Raw genomic sequence first — 15,673 nt, 5'->3', positions numbered from 1 at the left:
ACGCGCGTAGCCATGAAATTAATAGATAATCATTAACTTCAATGATTTACGTTACTGGTGCGTGTGTTTCTCGGTTCGTTCTCCTCTGAGCCAGTGACGGCCATTCTCCTTATTCTGTTTGCCTTTCGGCTATCTCGGTCGCGAGACTCCGACGCAGACCATCAGGTGTTCACCACAGTGTGGGCAACGTCTTGTTACTGGCTTATTTAACGGCGGTGGCACAGGCAACATCAGACGTGCCATTTGAAGCAGCATGAGCTGAATGCTGTATCGTTTTCGCTTTGCACTGCCATGCAACAAGCCATAGTCCCGCACCCGTTGTAGCCCTTTGGGTAACACATGCTGAAGTATCAACATTAGGAACTGTCGGGCAGGCAAAGAGCGTGTCGCCGATTGCAGGGTCTGGCTGTCGGTGTAACGGAAGGTCACCTGATGGTCACTGATATCGATAATATCTTTATCGGGTAATACCCCGCGATACAAGTAGCGAGAGAGGTATTTCAGCGCAGATAAACCACGACCGCCCGGCAATCGACGACCCACGTCTGGGGCATGGAAGGCGGTAACGACAACAAGGGGTGTGCGTGAATCGCGGTCAGTAACCTTGCTCGCCAGACTGATGCCAATGCCATGTGAGAGTAGAGGAACTGCTTGTTGCCGTTGTGCCACTGCTTGCGGCGGGGGTGATAAAAACCTGCAGGCACAATGGCATGCAGGTGTGGGTGGATATCCCGTCGTCGATTATGGGTATGCAGCACCAGCGTAAAGCCACTGTCACCGCCATGTTTGCGTTGGGCAAAATCCTTGAGCACGGACGCAGCAACAGAGAACATCAGCGAATACAAACACCTCGCGTGTGTGATAGCCATTTTTCTGAGTTCGGCAGGCACGGTGAAAGTGATCATAAAATAGTGTGTCGGCAATAACTTCGCCTCTTGCCGAGTCAGCCATTGCATGGTGTTGGTGTGTTGACACTGCGGACAATGACGGTGCCCGCAAGATAGCGGCGTTCGGTCATCATGGTGACACCCCTGGCAACCCCATTGCACGTGGCCTAATGCCCCTGTTCGGCAGCGAGACATGCCCATGATGGCTCGAGAGATATCCGGGTTAAGCCGCCTCGGCTCGAGTTCAGCGCCATAATGATTGAGCAAGGAAAGAAAGGTGCTCATGCGTCCTCCCACAGTATCGTCAGTCCCGTTGCCAGTTGATTGACAGCCTGATGCACCTCAGCTTGTTTCATCTCAGTGAGTTGTGTGTAGCGCGCGGTGGTATTCAGACTGGCGTGACCCAGCAGGTGTTGTAATGATCGTGAATCCAACCCACGCTCGAGCAGATGGGTGGCATAACAATGGCGTAATGAGTGTGGGCTAATGGCCTTGTTGATCTTCGCGTCACGACAGACTTGCTTCATGGCTTTTTGCACCCCACCGCGGTCCATGTGGGCATCATTGCCGACACCCGGAAAGAGCAAGGTGGGATGGCGATGGGTAGACCAGTGCAGGCGTAAGACCGCGAGTGTTTTATCGGGCAGCGGCACCAAGCGGTCTTTGCCGCCCTTGGCATTGCGCACATGCACCTGATGTTGGTCACTGTCGATATCTGGCACTGACAATCGAAGTCCTTCCCCCAGGCGTAACCCCAGACAATACAAGGTATAGAAGAAGCGTTGGTAGCGAGGTTGTTGGGTGAAGGTGATGAGTAAGCCGACCTCTCTAGGGGTTAATATATCGGGCAAGCGTTTGACCTGAGGCGGCTTAACGATATCGAGCCATTGCCATTGTTTATTAAGGGTGTAGCGATAGAAGAACTGCAAGCCATTGCGATCGAGTTTGACGGTGCTCCAGGAGTGGGTTCCGATAAGGTTCACGAAGTAGGTTTTGAGCTGTTGCTGAGAGAGATTATCCGGTGGACAATCAAAGAACTGTGCGATGCGGCGGACGGCACGGCTGTAGGCATCAATGGTGGCGGGTCGTTTCCCTTGTAGCGTTAAGTTATTGAGGTGCTGTTGATAAAGCGTATCGAAGCGCAGCTGTTGTTGACGGTTCATGGTGTATCTCTCCAGTCCGCTGCCCGATTGGCAGGGTTGGGAGAAACGTAGGCGGTGTGTTGTTATTCTGCCGCATAGCGGCTTCGTTCAACAAGCGAATCAACGAGGGACGTTTACTCGTAGCGCATTTTTTCATGGAAATGCTGTGATTCAGGCGCTTCAATCCATTTGGGATAGTAACTCCCGTTATTCGAACGTTATGTGTAAGGAGAGTTCGTGATTTGCATCGACCGAGTTGGAAAAGTTATCGAAGGTGACGACGTCGGTACGGAAATTCAAGTCACGCAGGCAACAGACGGAACAGGGGCTTATTACATCTTAATGAGTGATGATTTCAGCAACCCAGAAACAGATAAATTCGATAGCTGGGTCGAGTCACTCGAGGATGTAGAAGAATATTTTAAAGAATCTAATTGGGTTATCGAGTGGCAATAACTAACACACATATAAAAAATTTAGCCAGTATCGCCCCTTCGGGGCTGGAACTCCACTCCGGCGTTTCACGCCTACGCTGCGTCCGCTGCTAAAGGCGTTATCTGTCAGTTCATTTCATTGCTTGTTTTGTGATGTTTAGCTAGCCAGTTCCTCCCTCCGTTGCAGGCTGTTTAAACCCAAAAGTCTCATCAAACAAATCCCAAACTCGATGCAAAATCATGTGGCTATTTTTGCTAAGTTTAATTCAACGCTTGTGGTTTTATCGAGTGATTTTGTCTTTTTGGCCGTAGTTGAACTCGCAAAATGGCGCGTTCGTTGAGTATTGGCGGCAAAGCCGCGATAGGATGAAGATTTAGCGGTTAACAAAGTCATCAACAGGACACATTGTCAATCTCGAAGCGCTTAGAAAATGGTGTGAATACATTGGTTTGGTTTAGTGCGGGCAAGTGCCCGTTATCACAACGTTAGGTAAATAATGAATCCTATAGTTTTAGGGGCTAGAGATAGGTTTAATGTTTTGGAGTTGGGTGCTGGACGAGCTGAAAATCGTACAGAATACCGATGTTCTGCTTGTCTAACTATTTCCCGCTTTACGGAGAAGTCGTTTGCAAAAAATATGTTTAAAGATTTCTCGATTTTTCCTCCTGATATAAGAGCAGTGCTGGAGGTTTCAGTGCCTTTTACACGAGCTAATTGGGAGGAGTTCCTTGATTTTGAATGTAGTGGCTGTGGGGGATTTATCAGAATCATATATATCCCAAATGAATACCGTATGGGTTGCCACTATTATATTCTAAGGCAAGTGATTGAAATGGTGAATACCTAACAAGAAAATCAACGTGGACGTTTACTCGTGACACATTTTTTCATAGAAATGTTGTGATTCAGCCGTTTCAATCGGTTTGGGCTAGTAAACGCCCGTTATGCTGACGTTAGGTGTAAATACGGTGTCGGGGCTACGATGATTAAATTTGGTTCTCCTTGCGATGGGTGGTTAGACCTACATATAGACATAAACTCCAATTGGACTACTTTCTCAATTTCTGATGTTGGACCTAATTCAGTGGTTCAGTTTTCCCGTGTTTTAGATTGGCTTGCGAATCCACTTGATTCATATCGGGTTTACTGCAACTTAGAGCCAGAGTTATTGGTTTTAAGCTTTCACTTAGATAGTGGTTTTGTAACTGCAGAGGTAGAGTTAGATGCATTGAATCTAGGGCGAGCTTCTATGAGCGTTTATGACTTTCACGTAATGTTCAGTGAAGAAATTCACGTATTGCTTCCAAGTTGCAAAGGAAAAGCATGGACAAGTGAAGTGAACACCTAACAAATAAGAATAAGTGTCGCGTAGCCGACACTTTATTTGGGTGTTGGACAAGCCCGTTGCTGCTTTATTAAGTCAATTGCTCGGGTGAGCGCCGGATGGATGTATGCCCGCCACTGATTAATAGGCGAACGGCACCATGAAGTTATTAGACATTCTATAACTTCAATGGGTTACGTCACTGTGTGTCTATTCTTCCACGCTTTCTCCTTCGATTAAATGGCCGCCATTCTCCTTATCCTGTTCGCCTTTCGGCTACCTCGGTCGAGTGACGCCCACGCCGACCATGGGTCGTTCTCCGCACGTTGGACAACATCGCGTCACGGGAATGTTTAGCCGTGGTCATGACGCTAAGGGAGCGACCGAGTTTAGTGAGCGTAAGGTCAGCCCCATCGAGTGAGGATTGGGTCGCAAGTATCAGAGACTGAAGCCGTTTTTTATGAATAGTGGGACACTGATTTTGTAGAGTATCTTGTAGAATTTGAATATCGCGCATCGTTCATCCCTTTTGGTGGAATGTGGTTTTTGGCGAAATTCATTAGATCAAAAGGGTCGATGCGCGTCCTTCTCATTGTTTAGAAAAGAGATTTTGAGGGGATTCGCTAGATTCGAACGTTAAGTGCTATAAGAAGTTATGGAGAATTATGAAATTGCCCCACGACTGGTTTCACGCCGACTCAGAAGACAAAGAAAGGTATGGGAAAGAGCTAAACCTAGAGATGCTATCTGGACATTTTTTGTTTTCTAAAAATATTGAGGTTTATGCCCACCGCGATGATGCGACTGATGACATTTTGTGTCGGCACATAGACGCAGAGGGCTTATACACAGTTGTTCACTTAACATGGAGTATGAGGCCTGAAATTGACAACAAACATCCTACTGTAGAGTTTCATGGTTCATACGATGAGTTTCTTCAATACAACTCAAAATTTTTCAACTAGTAGCTTGTTATCAAAGCATTCGAATATCGCACCTAACAAAAGTGACCAAATGGACAAACTTTGCGCGCTTTTTGGTTTTTTCTAGTACGGGATTACGGTGTAAGAATCTAATCTAATTATCAAATTTTCCTGTGTTGCTGGCGTTAAGTGTAAATCAGGTATCGTTCATGATCGTCCAAGAAGAGAGTAGAAAAGAGAATTTATTAAGTGCTGGTGTGACTAGCCAATTTATCGATGCCATAGACAGGCTTGAAGAATTGGGAGAAATTCAGTATCAAATACAAAAACCTGAAGGTGCTTATTGGTATCTTCCATCTATTGAGAACGAATATGAAATATTAAGAGGGTTCGATATCACCCCAATCTGTGATGGTTCAAATGGAGACTCCTTCTACGTCTTGTTATCTAAACCTGACGAGAGAAAATTTGTCTACTTCGAGTTAGAAGCAGACGAAATATATAACGATTTTGGTGGTTCATTTCAGCTTCTATTGGCTCATATAATAATCGACCTAATGGATTTCTCCGAAGAGCAAAGCATTGAAGATATTACTAAATTCGCTGATGGCCTCGGGCTTCTTAAAGCCAAAGAGGTTATAAACACGGTCAGCGCATTAGATGAAGATACAGATATTGAGGAGTGGGAAGTAAATGTTCTACCCGCTATCATTGGCGGCACACTTAACAAGTAGCTGCACAGGAAAAATTACTCGCTGCGCTCCCAATTTTCCTGTGAGCTAGGCGTTAGCACTGCAAATTACGAGCGATAACTATGTTCAATAGATTGCTATTAGATATGTCAGGAATATTGGACGAAGAAACGTTCCATGAGTACGTTTCCAAGAAGCTCAACTTCCCCGGACACTACGGCTACAACCTTGACGCATTTTGGGATTGCATCACTGATGATGAGCAGTCTTCGATGCCTAGAAAAATCGAAGTTGAAGGGATGGCAGCCCTAAAAATCCATCTTCCTGTGCTACATGATAGTTTTGTTGAGTGTCTACAAGACTACGTAAAAGTGTATCCGAATCGTGACGTGGTTTTTCGGCAGGATAGTCCTTCCGGAGAAGGTTTAGAGTTCGAAGGTGACTAGAAGCCAGTATATAAATCCGCGCGTGCTAACAAGCAAATGAACAGAGACGTATACTCGTGGCGCATTTTTCCATAGTGACGCTGTGATTCAGGCGTTTCATTCAATTTTGGGTGGTAAACGCCCGTTATTCGAACGTTAAGCATCAAGAGAGTTATGGATCAGTACTCGTATCAAGAAACCAAAGATGATGTGATCTCTATAATGAATGAGACCATCGAACATGGAAATTCAATTGGCGGCGGTTTAGGGCGCGCTGAAGTTGAGTATTGGCTTCGCCCACTTGAGCTAAATGAATCCAAGCCAACTCCCTATGCTCTCAAGTTGTTGGCAGCGGTATCAATTGGCTCTTTGAGGCATCAGAACAACTTGGAACTAGAAGAGCTTTATTCAGTTGTGGAGTGGCTTGTTGAAAATATAGATGCCTCTGATGTTTCTCTTATAGATCCTGGTTCCGTAAATCAGCTTATTATTGAAACATCAGAGTCGTTCGGAGAAACACTTGCTAGTAAAATTAAGTTAGTGGTGTCACCAAATACTTAACAAGTCAACGCACGCGGACTTGGCAAAGCTGTCACCTTTTTTGTTCCAAAAAAGCCGCCAACTTCACCAAGCCGGTGTTTGAGGCGCTAGCGACAACCACAATTCCGAGTTATGGAGAACAAAGTGAACGTAAGGAAAGCGATCAAGCAAGACTCCAGTAAGTTGTTAGAACTTATCGAACACAAAGCTGAGTTTGACCGAAGTATGAATGGGTTTGACGGCGAAATCTCTACGACCAAAGAGAAGATTGAACGAACCTTATTTGGTGACTGTCCGTTTGCTCATGCTTTGCTATTAGAAGTCGATGGCGAAGCTCTGGGGTTCGCTCTATTTCATTATCGTTACTCTTCTTTTAGTGGCGAGCCGTCTATTTGGCTTGATGACTTGCTAGTTATTGGTAAATATCGGTCAAAGGGATATGGTGCTGAACTTATGCATGCTTTGAAAACGGATGCTGAAAAGTCGTTAACTTCTCACATTTCATGGACAGCTAGCCCATATAACACCAAAGCACACGAGTTCTACAAGAAGTTAGGTGCATTAATCGAACGAATGGATTGTCAGAGACCGTATTTTCGTTGGGCGATTTGCGGCTAACAAAGCAATTGTGTCGAATTCATAAACGCGTGCCGACTCGCTACGCCCAAACATAGCACGCGTTCACTTGCCGCTTATTACGACGTTAAATTTCAACATGAATAGACGAAACTTTTTTGAATTACTAATTGGTACACTTATAGGGGCACAAATTCTCGGGTGTAATGAAAATTCAGAAAAAAGAATGAAGATGCACATGAACATAAAACCAACCAAGCTTTCCAAGGAAAACTTACATCAAAGTTTAAATCGATTACTAAATGCCTTTGAATCACATGGTATGAATGTCGAAGGCTCGCTTTTACCACCTATTAATGAAATTGAACTTAGATGAAGATGTAGTTGGTTCCCTGGAGATTTACCTGACGAAGTTGTTGCGCTTTATGAATGGAGGGGCGGGCAAGAAAAGGATGCTTTGGAAACTGAGTTTCCTTTTTTGTTCAGAGATAATTCGTTCTGTAGTATCGATAGAGCAGAGTTTGAATATAAAGTTATGATGGAATTTTATGGTAAACACCTACCCGATCACGAGATGCTTAAATACTCTTTTCCAATAGCTGCATTTAATGGTAGTTGGTACGTAATACCAACCAGAGGGCATAATCTAGACTCAACCCTAAAACGACCAGTTATATCAGTCAATCAGGATATAGACATCTACTTTTACACAATTGAAAAAATGATTGAAACCTGCGCAGAATGGGTAGAACACGAAAATTACTCACCTGACGGGCTATACCCTGAAAGTTTAGAGATGAAAATTTGGAGAAAGCATAATCCTGCAATTTTTAGCTAGAAGTACAACCAATCAATCTTAGGAGAATAACTTGTACAAATTATTCTATTATCCGCGTAATGCCAGCTGGGCTCCTCACATGCTTCTTGAGGAAATTGGCGCCACCTATGAACTAGTGTTAGTCGATAGGAAATCCGAAGAACAAAAATCAAGCGAATACCTAAAACTCAACCCAACTGGACGCATCCCAACGCTAGCTTATGGTGACTCGGTTATTTTTGAAAGTGCTGCGATTTGTTTGCACTTGTGCGACGAACATCCCCAATCAAGTGTTATCCCAGACATCGGAGATCCAAGTCGACCAGAGTTCTATCAGTGGCTCTTTTACCTAACCACTAGCATCCAGCCAGAGTTGATGTTGTATTTTTACCCCAACAAACACACATCATCTGTTGATACAGCTGAATCTATTTCAGAAACTCAGGAGAAACGTATCACCGAAATGTTTGGTTTGGTCGATAAGCAATTAGAAAACAAAGAGTTTCTAATTGGCAATCGACTCAGCGTTTGTGACTTCTTTCTATTTATGCTTTCGCATTGGGCCAGTGGATTTAAAACACCTCCTTTGTCATTTGAACATTTAGGTCGATATTTGAAAGATTTAGCTAAGCGGTCATCAGTCAAGAACGTGTGCGAGGTTGAAGGAACAAATTTGGATGCGTATACCCAAACAAACTGAATATGCAGGATTCAGCGTGCTTGACCTAAGCGATGATGACCTCTGAAATCGAGCATATTCAGGTTGATTTGGTATATATGTGAAAACACATTGGATACCCGATATTCTTGAGCTTCTAGGGTTTGAATCTGCCGAATGGCTTGATACCTATTTGAAAATTGAGAATGGAACACTCATTGGCACGGAACCCTCCATTAAAGCGGTCCTATCCTTGCTTGGACGAAAGCGACTGTGCGAATTTCGCATACCCGCATCTACGCGTTAAGTGTCACCAACCCACCGATTTGTGAAATAGACACCTCTGCGGTGGCTTTCACGTACTTGCTATATACTAACTATTTGTAAATTCTCCCTACCTTTCTTCTTACCAGTCTTCTTGATAGAAAAAAGCCCACTTTTGAGCGCTATGATTAAACAGGGGATGGGCGTTTTCAGTTGTTTCAGTAGCGTCTGTCCCAGCATTACACCGCAAGTTGCTAGGTACCTCACCGCCGTATCGATATTTTTTCTTCGCGCTCGATAAAGAAAACCCTCGCTGCATCGGCACATAAAATCTGTTGTACTTAGCAGGTGTGTTCACAGGGAGAGCTCATACCAATGGCGGCATTTATTCGAACAGAGACTGACACCGCTCACGCAACAAAGCGGTTTGACGTTGTGAGTGAAAAAGACAAAGAGAATTTGGGAAGGCTCGCACAAGAACATAGAAACATCGAAAGTACCGCAGAAGACAGGATGCTTTTCGATAGTGGCAACGACAGCATGCTCAATACACGCTTTGACATCATCAAGCATACGATCAACACAGCATGGCTGCCGAACACATTACGATCATTGAATGACAACATGTGCGAAGACTTCAACACATGGCATTTGGGCCTTTCATTGGTCAGTGAAAAATTCAAATCGTGCATTGAGAGTGTGGAAGCAGACAACCATCATTTCTATCCCGTTAACATTGTTAACCGCAAAGGAGATGTATTGGGGAAAGCTTACTTCTGGCGCACGCTCAACATCTTTAATGCCATCGTTCCCAACGTGAATGGCATCAAGCGCGTTGTCATGGCGCCGATGGAAAACCTCGATGAAGCAGAGTTAGACGGGATACGTTTGTATCGTGATATCGTGTCTGAGAAAGCAGCATGGTATGACATTCGCCTCGGCGAGCCGCTGCTTGCATCAGAGAAATTTGTCGCATTGGCAAAGAAACAAAAGCTCACGAATCTCTCTTTCAGTCATTCCTTCGAAGAATGCTAATCCCCATAAAAAAGCCACTCTTTACGAGCGGCTATGATTTTGCTTTAGTTGTACTTAGTTCGGCAGCGCGTCTGCATGCAAGAACTTACCGACACCAAAATCTGGCGGCGTATTTTCTGGTTGAGAACCCCATTGTTTATTTGGCTCTTCGCCCATTACAAATGACAAGGTGCCACCATTCATAATGTCTTCTTGGGTAAGGTAAGTACGCTCGAATACTTCCCCATTCAATGTTGCAGATTGAATGAAGATATTCTCGCGGCTGACATCTTTCGCTGTCACGGTGAAGGTTTTACCTTCGCCCACATTGATGGTGGCGTTATCAAACAGCGGGGTACCGATTTCATAAATGCCCGTTGATGCGCTGACCGGGTAGAAGCCCAATGCACGGAACACAAACCACGCAGACATGGTGCCAAAGTCGTCGTTACCACAAATGCCGTCAGGGGTGTTGTCGTAACACACATTGGTGGCCGCTGCGATGGCTGCTTGTCCTTTCCAAGGCTGTCCAACGTAGTTGTAGAGGTACGGCACATGGTGATCAGGTTCGTTGCCTTGAACGTGCTGCCCTACGTTACCCGTGTTAAACACTGGGAACTGGTTGTCACCGGCGTTGCGGTCTGGGTACGTTGACCAGTATTCATCTAGGCGTTTGGTGAATAGCTCACCGCGTTTCGCCTCCGGGTTCTGGGTTTTATCGAATTCCGTCATCAGGTCAATCAGACCATGAATGTCATGCTGAACACTGAACGAATACTGCCAGCCGTTCGACTCTGCAAACGCATAGTTGAACATGTCTGGACGCCAGTCTTTATCCACCGCGAGGCCTGTTGCAGGATCAACCCAATCGGCATCAATGAAGTTGCCTTTGGTGTCACGCGCTTTAAACCAGCCTTTGTATTTCTTGCCGTTGAAATCGAATTGCGCCATCCAGTTATTCGAACGGTCAGCAAACTCCTTGTATTCCGGCGCATCTTCACCCATTACGGCTTTGATTGCTTGCGCGATGGTCCAATCGTTGTAGGCATACTCGAGTGAGTATGACGCCGTCCAACTGGTTTCAAACGGTGAATGCGCCCATAGGTCGCCTTTACCGATACGCATCTTCGACGCTTTGTAACCCTTGGTGACGTACTCGTCGATGGAATCAACCGCACTGCCCTTGCGACCGTCTTTGATCATGGCACTGATCAGACGCTGCTTGATGTCGTCTTGCTGCGCTTGGGTAAAGCCCAGCTCATCCATACGCGCATCCAGTGAACCTTTGGTCAACACATCAGCAATCACAGGGGTTGAGTGCATGCCCATCATCATGCCGGTTTCGTTGCCTTTGAATGTCCATTCTGGCAAACGACCGTGGCGGCTTTTGCCGTTGTGATCCACCCAGCTTTCTTCTGCATACGACAACATGGAAAGCACCACATCCGCTAGGCGGTTTGGCTCAATGATGCTTGAAAGCGGCTGAACAGAACGGTAGGTATCCCAAAGGGAGAAGGTGTCGTAGCGAACGAAATCGGCTTTGCCATCTTTGTTTGCATCCGCAATGCGGACTTTTTCGATAAGTGGTTCAGAGACCACATCACCGTTGGCATTCGTCCCATCAGGGTACGCGCCACGGCCTTGCATGACTTGGCGGTAGCGACCATCAAGATCCGAGTGAATGGTTTGTCCAAGCAGTGCGTGATACATCGCGGTGTAGAAAGTTTGCTTGTATTCCACATCCCCTTCTACCTTGATTTTACCCAGCTCGGCTTCCCACTTCGCCGTGGTGTCTTGACGCACTTGGTCAAAGGTTTTGCCCGCCACTTCCGTCATGTTTAGCGACGCGCCCGTTTGTGCATTCTCGCCTACTTCTGTGTTTGAAAGCGCGACTTTTGCTTCAACCACTAGGCCTGATCCTGCCGTATCAAACTCGACATAAGCGCGGGCATATTGGTTGGTGAATTCGGTCGTACCGGCTTTGGCTGGCACATAGGATTTGGTGTCACGGTCAAAATACTCAAAGCGAATCGATTTGATTGGCTTATCGAATTCCATCACGAAGAATTCTTTTTGGCTCGCTGCCCAACCGTCTGAGAAACGGTGACCTGATAAGGTGTTAGCGTCTTTATCCCATTCGAAATGCGATTCTGCCGTGTAGTCCCAGTTAATGTTGAAACCCAGGTTCACAATGATTTCGGATTTCTCATCTTGCGGGAAGGTATAGCGGTGAACACCCACGCGATCTGACGCGGTCAGCTCGGCTTTGATGTCATAGTCATCGAGGAAAACAGAATAGTAACCGGCAGTGGCTTGCTCGTTGCGGTGCTTAAAGCGCGAAGCTTCAAGGTTCAGCTGCGGAGAGCCTTCGTTGAGCATGTAATATGAGCGGGAGTTGATTGGCATCACAAGGATGTCGTTCAAATCCCCTGCGCCTGCGCCAGAAAGGTGAGTGTGAGAGAAGCCTGAAACGCGGTTATCGTTGTAGTAATACCCAGAGGTGTATTCCCAGCCGTTCGATCCGTTGTTCGGCGACAGTTGCACCATCCCGTGTGGCGTTGTCGCACCTGGGTAAGTGTTACCTAAGTTACCTGTGCCAATAAATGGGTTAACAAAGCGTGTAATGTCCATGTCATCAAACGCAACAGGCACGTTTAATCCCATTTCAATTGCAGATTGCTCAGTGAAAGACATGCCCTGAGTAGTACAACCCGCCGACCCCAATATTCCTGCTATTACCGCAACACAAAGTAAACTCTTTTTGAATTTCATGTTACACCTTCACGTTTAATTGTAGGGAGTAAGGATATTTATAAGTTCATCCTCATTTTTTAACTCACGTATTTTGGATATAAAAAACCGCCCGACACTTAAACATCTACACATTGCTTAAATACCTATTAGGCGGCTTGTATTATTTTTTATTTATTCACTTTTAATTCATCAGTAGTCCAACAACAGACAAAGCAAGTGCACAAGACGCTAACTTGATGTTCATTCTTCTACCTTTTTTAAAAAAGGTGCCGCAGGGGGATGCAGCACCTGAAATCGTAATTGGATATTACAAAGAGAGCTCAGACTGCAGGTAGCTGATGATTTCAGCTTCCGTCGTCATTGTTTTTAGGGTGTTGCGGAAAGATTCGTGGATAAGTTTGCGCGCAAGGCCAGAGAAAATGCGCATGTGCTGGTCGCCCTGATTTTTATTTAGCGTCAGCATGATGACAAATTCGACCGCACCGTCTTCGTCGTCGCTCCAAATCACTGGCTTGTTCAAGCGAGCGATAGAGATAGACGAATGCGCAATGTTGTCTGATTTGGTGTGTGGGATTGCAAAGCCATTGCCAAGGCCGGTGGTGAACACAGACTCACGCGCCCAGATATCCGCTTCTAGCTCATTCACCACGTGAGTACGACCACGCACACCCAGGTTGCCCACCAGCGTTTGAATCGCTTCTTCTTTGCTGTTGAAGTCGCAATCTAGTAGCACGCATTCAACGTCTAGCAGTGGCTTGTCTTCTTGAGATTGTGCGAACGCTTCTAGCAAGGCTTCAACGTCGGCAATCGTCGCGCAATCACATGCTTCATTGAACAGCGCTTTACACGCTTCGCTGTCGAACTGGCGAAGTGCCGCTTTGGTTGGAGCGATGCTTGGCGCCGCCATACTTAGCTCATTCAAGCCAGCGCCCACCAACAATGGCAGCACTTTCTTGTTTGCACCTAGCTCACCACACAGGCCAACCCACTTATCGTGCGCTTGCGCACCAGAGACCACCGCGCGAAGTAGACGCAGGAATGACGGCGCAAGACTGTTGTAAAGCTTGGCAACGTTGTCGTTGTCACGGTCAACTGCCAGCAAGTATTGAGTCATGTCATTTGAACCAATACTGAAGAAATCCACTTCTTTACAGAACTGATCCATGATGAAGGCCACCGATGGAATTTCTACCATGATACCCAGTTCAATCTCACCGAATGGCGTGTTGTCGCTCACCAATTCCGCTTTCACGATCTCTAGTTGTGCTTTCACCCAACGGATTTCCTCGATGCTTTGAATCATCGGGATCATCACCTTGGTGTGACCGTATTGCGCAGCACGCAAAATCGCACGAAGTTGGGTGTGGAACAGCGCAAGGAATTGCGGGTAAATACGCACCGCGCGGTAACCCAAGAATGGGTTGTGCTCGTGTGGCAGGTTCAAGTAATCCAGCGGCTTGTCACCACCGATATCCATGGTGCGGATAATCACGGCTTTGTCGCCTGCCGCTTCCAAGACTTCTTTGTATGCGCCGAATTGTTCTTCTTCATCCGGTGCCGTGCTGCGATCCATGAACAGCATTTCAGTGCGGAACAGACCAATGCCTTCCGCGCCTTTCGCAAATGCGGATTCTGCTTCTACGGTACAAGCGATGTTTGCTGCGATTTCAATCTTGTGACCATCTTTGGTTTGCGCTTGTAGGTTTAGGTATTCGCTTTCAGCGGCTTTAACTTGCTCAGCCAGCCACATCGCACGCTCAAAGTAAGTTGAAACTGCTTCAGACGGAGCCAATGCAACAATGCCAAGGCCGCCATCTACAAACAAGGTCTCACCTTCGTGCTTCGCACATGCATCAATTTCAACGCCAGAGACTGCAGGGATGTTGAATGCGCGCGCCAAAATGACAGTGTGCGAAGTAGAACCCGCTTGCGTCAGGATCAGGCCTTGCAAGAATGCACGATCTAGACCCAAGAACTGACTTGGGGTCAGGTCGTTGGCAATCACGATAGACGGTTCGGTTAAAGTGAAGTCTGTTGATACTTCAACGTGTGGGTGCGCAGTCATCAACAATTGCAACGCGATGTCTTTAATGTCCAGCACACGCTCTTTCAGGTATGCCGAAGACGATTGCATCAAGGTTTCAGTGATTGCTGCAACGGTCAGAAGAATCGCTTTCGCCAGCGACTCACCGTTTGACACAAAACCCGACACTTTTTCATTCAGGGTTTCATCGTTCAAGATACCCAGATGTGCCTTGATGATTTCTTTTTCTTGGCCGCTTGCCAACTCTGCTTTATCAATCAGCGTTTCAGTGACTTGCTGCTTCGCTTGCTCAAAGTTCAGCGACGCAATTTCTTGCTCGAACACTGACAATTCGATGTCGTTGTAACGAATCAATTTACCCTTCGCGATGCCCGCAGAAAGACGCTTCGCGCGGATAAGGGTTGGGTTATGGTTCATCAGTGATTGTGGCAGGGTTACATCACCCTCATCCATCGCTACGATTTCTTCATCACAAAGCGGGAATTCTTCACGCAGGTAAGTCGCCAGCACATCAAATGCGGCTTCTGCGTCATCACCTTCGATGATCAATGAACACGGGTCGTTCAGTAGGGTGTCAGTACCCACCAACGACAGCACGCTTTTTGCTGAGCCTGTGTTCTCGTTACGCAGGTTTTTCAGCGTGATCTCGCTGCTAAATTGACGGCAAACCGCTTCAAGATGATTTGCAGGACGTGCGTGAATACCGTTTGGCAATTCACAGGTAAATGCGACTTCTTTTTTCATTGTGTTCACTTAAAATTTTTCAAAAGAGATAGGGGGTGATTGATGGCGTCTTGCACGGAAACGATGGTGGGATTTTTCCCTTCATAACGATCGCTTTCTGCCGGGCTAATTTCAGTGGCCAACAATATAAAATCTGCAGAATCAAACTCGCGTTTGGAGATCTTGTTCTCGATACCCATCGCGCCTTGGGTTTCAACTTTGATGTTGATGGATAGTGCTTTAGCGGCTTCGATGAGGCGATCTGCGGCCATGTAACAGTGGGCAATTCCGGTATGGCATGCAGTGATAGCGACGACGTTCATGTGCTCTACTTATCGTTTGATTCAGACAGCTTGATGCTATGCCTTTCCTTGCTGGACAAATAGATGAAATAGCTATCATTTACTGGACAAAACGCGCATGAAAAACAATGTGTGAATTGGGTCACCGTCGCG

The 15,673-nt window shown here is 46.3% G+C and carries 14 protein-coding genes and 1 pseudogene; 10 read left to right on the top strand and 5 right to left on the bottom strand.

Annotated elements, in window-relative coordinates; translation table 11 throughout:
* Positions 1 to 129 precede the first annotated feature (129 nt).
* Together L4D06_RS16125 and L4D06_RS16120 are read right to left on the bottom strand one after the other, a co-directional pair.
* Positions 130 to 1,172, bottom strand: a pseudogene (locus tag L4D06_RS16125) (IS91 family transposase).
* A complete protein-coding gene (locus tag L4D06_RS16120; RefSeq protein ID WP_429740412.1) occupies positions 1,169 to 2,050 on the bottom strand; it encodes a site-specific integrase in 882 nt (293 codons plus the stop codon). Before L4D06_RS16120 ends, L4D06_RS16125 begins: the two are co-directional and overlap by 4 nt.
* A gap of 216 nt (positions 2,051 to 2,266) precedes the next feature.
* Between L4D06_RS16120 and L4D06_RS16115 the strand changes: the two genes are divergently transcribed.
* The 10 genes from L4D06_RS16115 (at position 2,267) to L4D06_RS16070 (ending at position 9,718) form a co-directional block, all read left to right on the top strand.
* Entirely contained in the window at positions 2,267 to 2,485 is a 219-nt protein-coding gene (locus tag L4D06_RS16115) for a hypothetical protein (RefSeq protein ID WP_429740410.1), read from the top strand.
* 475 nt (positions 2,486 to 2,960) lie between these two features.
* Positions 2,961 to 3,311 (top strand): hypothetical protein, encoded by a 351-nt coding sequence (locus L4D06_RS16110; protein ID WP_429740409.1) that lies wholly within the window; start codon positions 2,961 to 2,963, stop codon positions 3,309 to 3,311.
* A gap of 135 nt (positions 3,312 to 3,446) precedes the next feature.
* The gene (locus tag L4D06_RS16105) at positions 3,447 to 3,812 is read left to right on the top strand and encodes a hypothetical protein (RefSeq protein ID WP_274167169.1); all 366 of its coding nucleotides are present in this window, start codon (positions 3,447 to 3,449) and stop codon (positions 3,810 to 3,812) included.
* 641 nt (positions 3,813 to 4,453) lie between these two features.
* Positions 4,454 to 4,753 carry a hypothetical protein gene (locus L4D06_RS16100; protein ID WP_429740408.1) on the top strand — a complete coding sequence of 100 codons (300 nt, stop codon included), beginning with the start codon at positions 4,454 to 4,456 and terminating at the stop codon, positions 4,751 to 4,753.
* Between the two features lie 167 nt (positions 4,754 to 4,920).
* Positions 4,921 to 5,445: a hypothetical protein gene (locus L4D06_RS16095; RefSeq protein ID WP_429740407.1), complete on the top strand. Its 525-nt coding sequence runs from the start codon at positions 4,921 to 4,923 to the stop codon at positions 5,443 to 5,445.
* A gap of 80 nt (positions 5,446 to 5,525) precedes the next feature.
* Positions 5,526 to 5,849, top strand: coding sequence for a barstar family protein (locus tag L4D06_RS16090; protein WP_429740406.1), 324 nt, complete (start codon positions 5,526 to 5,528; stop codon positions 5,847 to 5,849).
* A 153-nt stretch (positions 5,850 to 6,002) separates the two neighbouring features.
* Positions 6,003 to 6,389, top strand: a complete 387-nt coding sequence (locus L4D06_RS16085; RefSeq protein WP_429740405.1) for a hypothetical protein — start codon at positions 6,003 to 6,005, stop codon at positions 6,387 to 6,389.
* 111 nt (positions 6,390 to 6,500) lie between these two features.
* Positions 6,501 to 6,986 (top strand): GNAT family N-acetyltransferase, encoded by a 486-nt coding sequence (locus tag L4D06_RS16080; RefSeq protein WP_429740404.1) that lies wholly within the window; start codon positions 6,501 to 6,503, stop codon positions 6,984 to 6,986.
* A gap of 827 nt (positions 6,987 to 7,813) precedes the next feature.
* Positions 7,814 to 8,461 (top strand): glutathione S-transferase family protein, encoded by a 648-nt coding sequence (locus L4D06_RS16075; protein WP_274165263.1) that lies wholly within the window; start codon positions 7,814 to 7,816, stop codon positions 8,459 to 8,461.
* A 597-nt stretch (positions 8,462 to 9,058) separates the two neighbouring features.
* Complete coding sequence (locus L4D06_RS16070) at positions 9,059 to 9,718, top strand: imm11 family protein (protein ID WP_429740403.1); 660 nt, start codon at positions 9,059 to 9,061, stop codon at positions 9,716 to 9,718.
* Positions 9,719 to 9,772: 54 nt separating this feature from the next.
* Here L4D06_RS16070 and L4D06_RS16065 read toward each other — a convergent pair whose 3' ends face one another.
* The 3 genes from L4D06_RS16065 to L4D06_RS16055 all read right to left on the bottom strand — a co-directional run bounded on the left by L4D06_RS16065 (position 9,773) and on the right by L4D06_RS16055 (position 15,541).
* Positions 9,773 to 12,469, bottom strand: a complete 2,697-nt coding sequence (locus L4D06_RS16065; protein WP_429740402.1) for a GH92 family glycosyl hydrolase — start codon at positions 12,467 to 12,469, stop codon at positions 9,773 to 9,775.
* 289 nt (positions 12,470 to 12,758) lie between these two features.
* Positions 12,759 to 15,239, bottom strand: coding sequence for a phosphoenolpyruvate--protein phosphotransferase (gene ptsP / locus L4D06_RS16060; protein WP_429740401.1), 2,481 nt, complete (start codon positions 15,237 to 15,239; stop codon positions 12,759 to 12,761).
* 5 nt (positions 15,240 to 15,244) lie between these two features.
* Positions 15,245 to 15,541, bottom strand: a complete 297-nt coding sequence (locus L4D06_RS16055; protein WP_429740400.1) for a PTS fructose transporter subunit IIB — start codon at positions 15,539 to 15,541, stop codon at positions 15,245 to 15,247.
* Between the last annotated feature and the right edge of the window lie 132 nt (positions 15,542 to 15,673).

Source organism: Enterovibrio makurazakiensis (genome assembly GCF_050336585.1).
GTDB lineage: Bacteria > Pseudomonadota > Gammaproteobacteria > Enterobacterales > Vibrionaceae > Enterovibrio > Enterovibrio gelatinilyticus.
The sequence above is the reverse complement of the archived record's forward strand: the minus strand, read 5'-3'. Positions and strand labels throughout refer to the sequence as shown.

Excerpts from the sequence above, each read along its gene's own strand:
- L4D06_RS16120 (WP_429740412.1), bottom strand. The coding sequence starts at position 2,050 with ATGAACCGTCAACAACAGCTGCGCTTCGATACGCTTTATCAACAGCAC.
- L4D06_RS16110 (WP_429740409.1), top strand. The coding sequence starts at position 2,961 with ATGAATCCTATAGTTTTAGGGGCTAGAGATAGGTTTAATGTTTTGGAG.
- L4D06_RS16105 (WP_274167169.1), top strand. The coding sequence starts at position 3,447 with ATGATTAAATTTGGTTCTCCTTGCGATGGGTGGTTAGACCTACATATA.
- L4D06_RS16100 (WP_429740408.1), top strand. The coding sequence starts at position 4,454 with ATGAAATTGCCCCACGACTGGTTTCACGCCGACTCAGAAGACAAAGAA.
- L4D06_RS16095 (WP_429740407.1), top strand. The coding sequence starts at position 4,921 with ATGATCGTCCAAGAAGAGAGTAGAAAAGAGAATTTATTAAGTGCTGGT.
- L4D06_RS16090 (WP_429740406.1), top strand. The coding sequence starts at position 5,526 with ATGTTCAATAGATTGCTATTAGATATGTCAGGAATATTGGACGAAGAA.
- L4D06_RS16085 (WP_429740405.1), top strand. The coding sequence starts at position 6,003 with ATGGATCAGTACTCGTATCAAGAAACCAAAGATGATGTGATCTCTATA.
- L4D06_RS16080 (WP_429740404.1), top strand. The coding sequence starts at position 6,501 with ATGGAGAACAAAGTGAACGTAAGGAAAGCGATCAAGCAAGACTCCAGT.
- L4D06_RS16070 (WP_429740403.1), top strand. The coding sequence starts at position 9,059 with ATGGCGGCATTTATTCGAACAGAGACTGACACCGCTCACGCAACAAAG.
- L4D06_RS16065 (WP_429740402.1), bottom strand. The coding sequence starts at position 12,469 with ATGAAATTCAAAAAGAGTTTACTTTGTGTTGCGGTAATAGCAGGAATA.
- ptsP (WP_429740401.1), bottom strand. The coding sequence starts at position 15,239 with ATGAAAAAAGAAGTCGCATTTACCTGTGAATTGCCAAACGGTATTCAC.
- L4D06_RS16055 (WP_429740400.1), bottom strand. The coding sequence starts at position 15,541 with ATGAACGTCGTCGCTATCACTGCATGCCATACCGGAATTGCCCACTGT.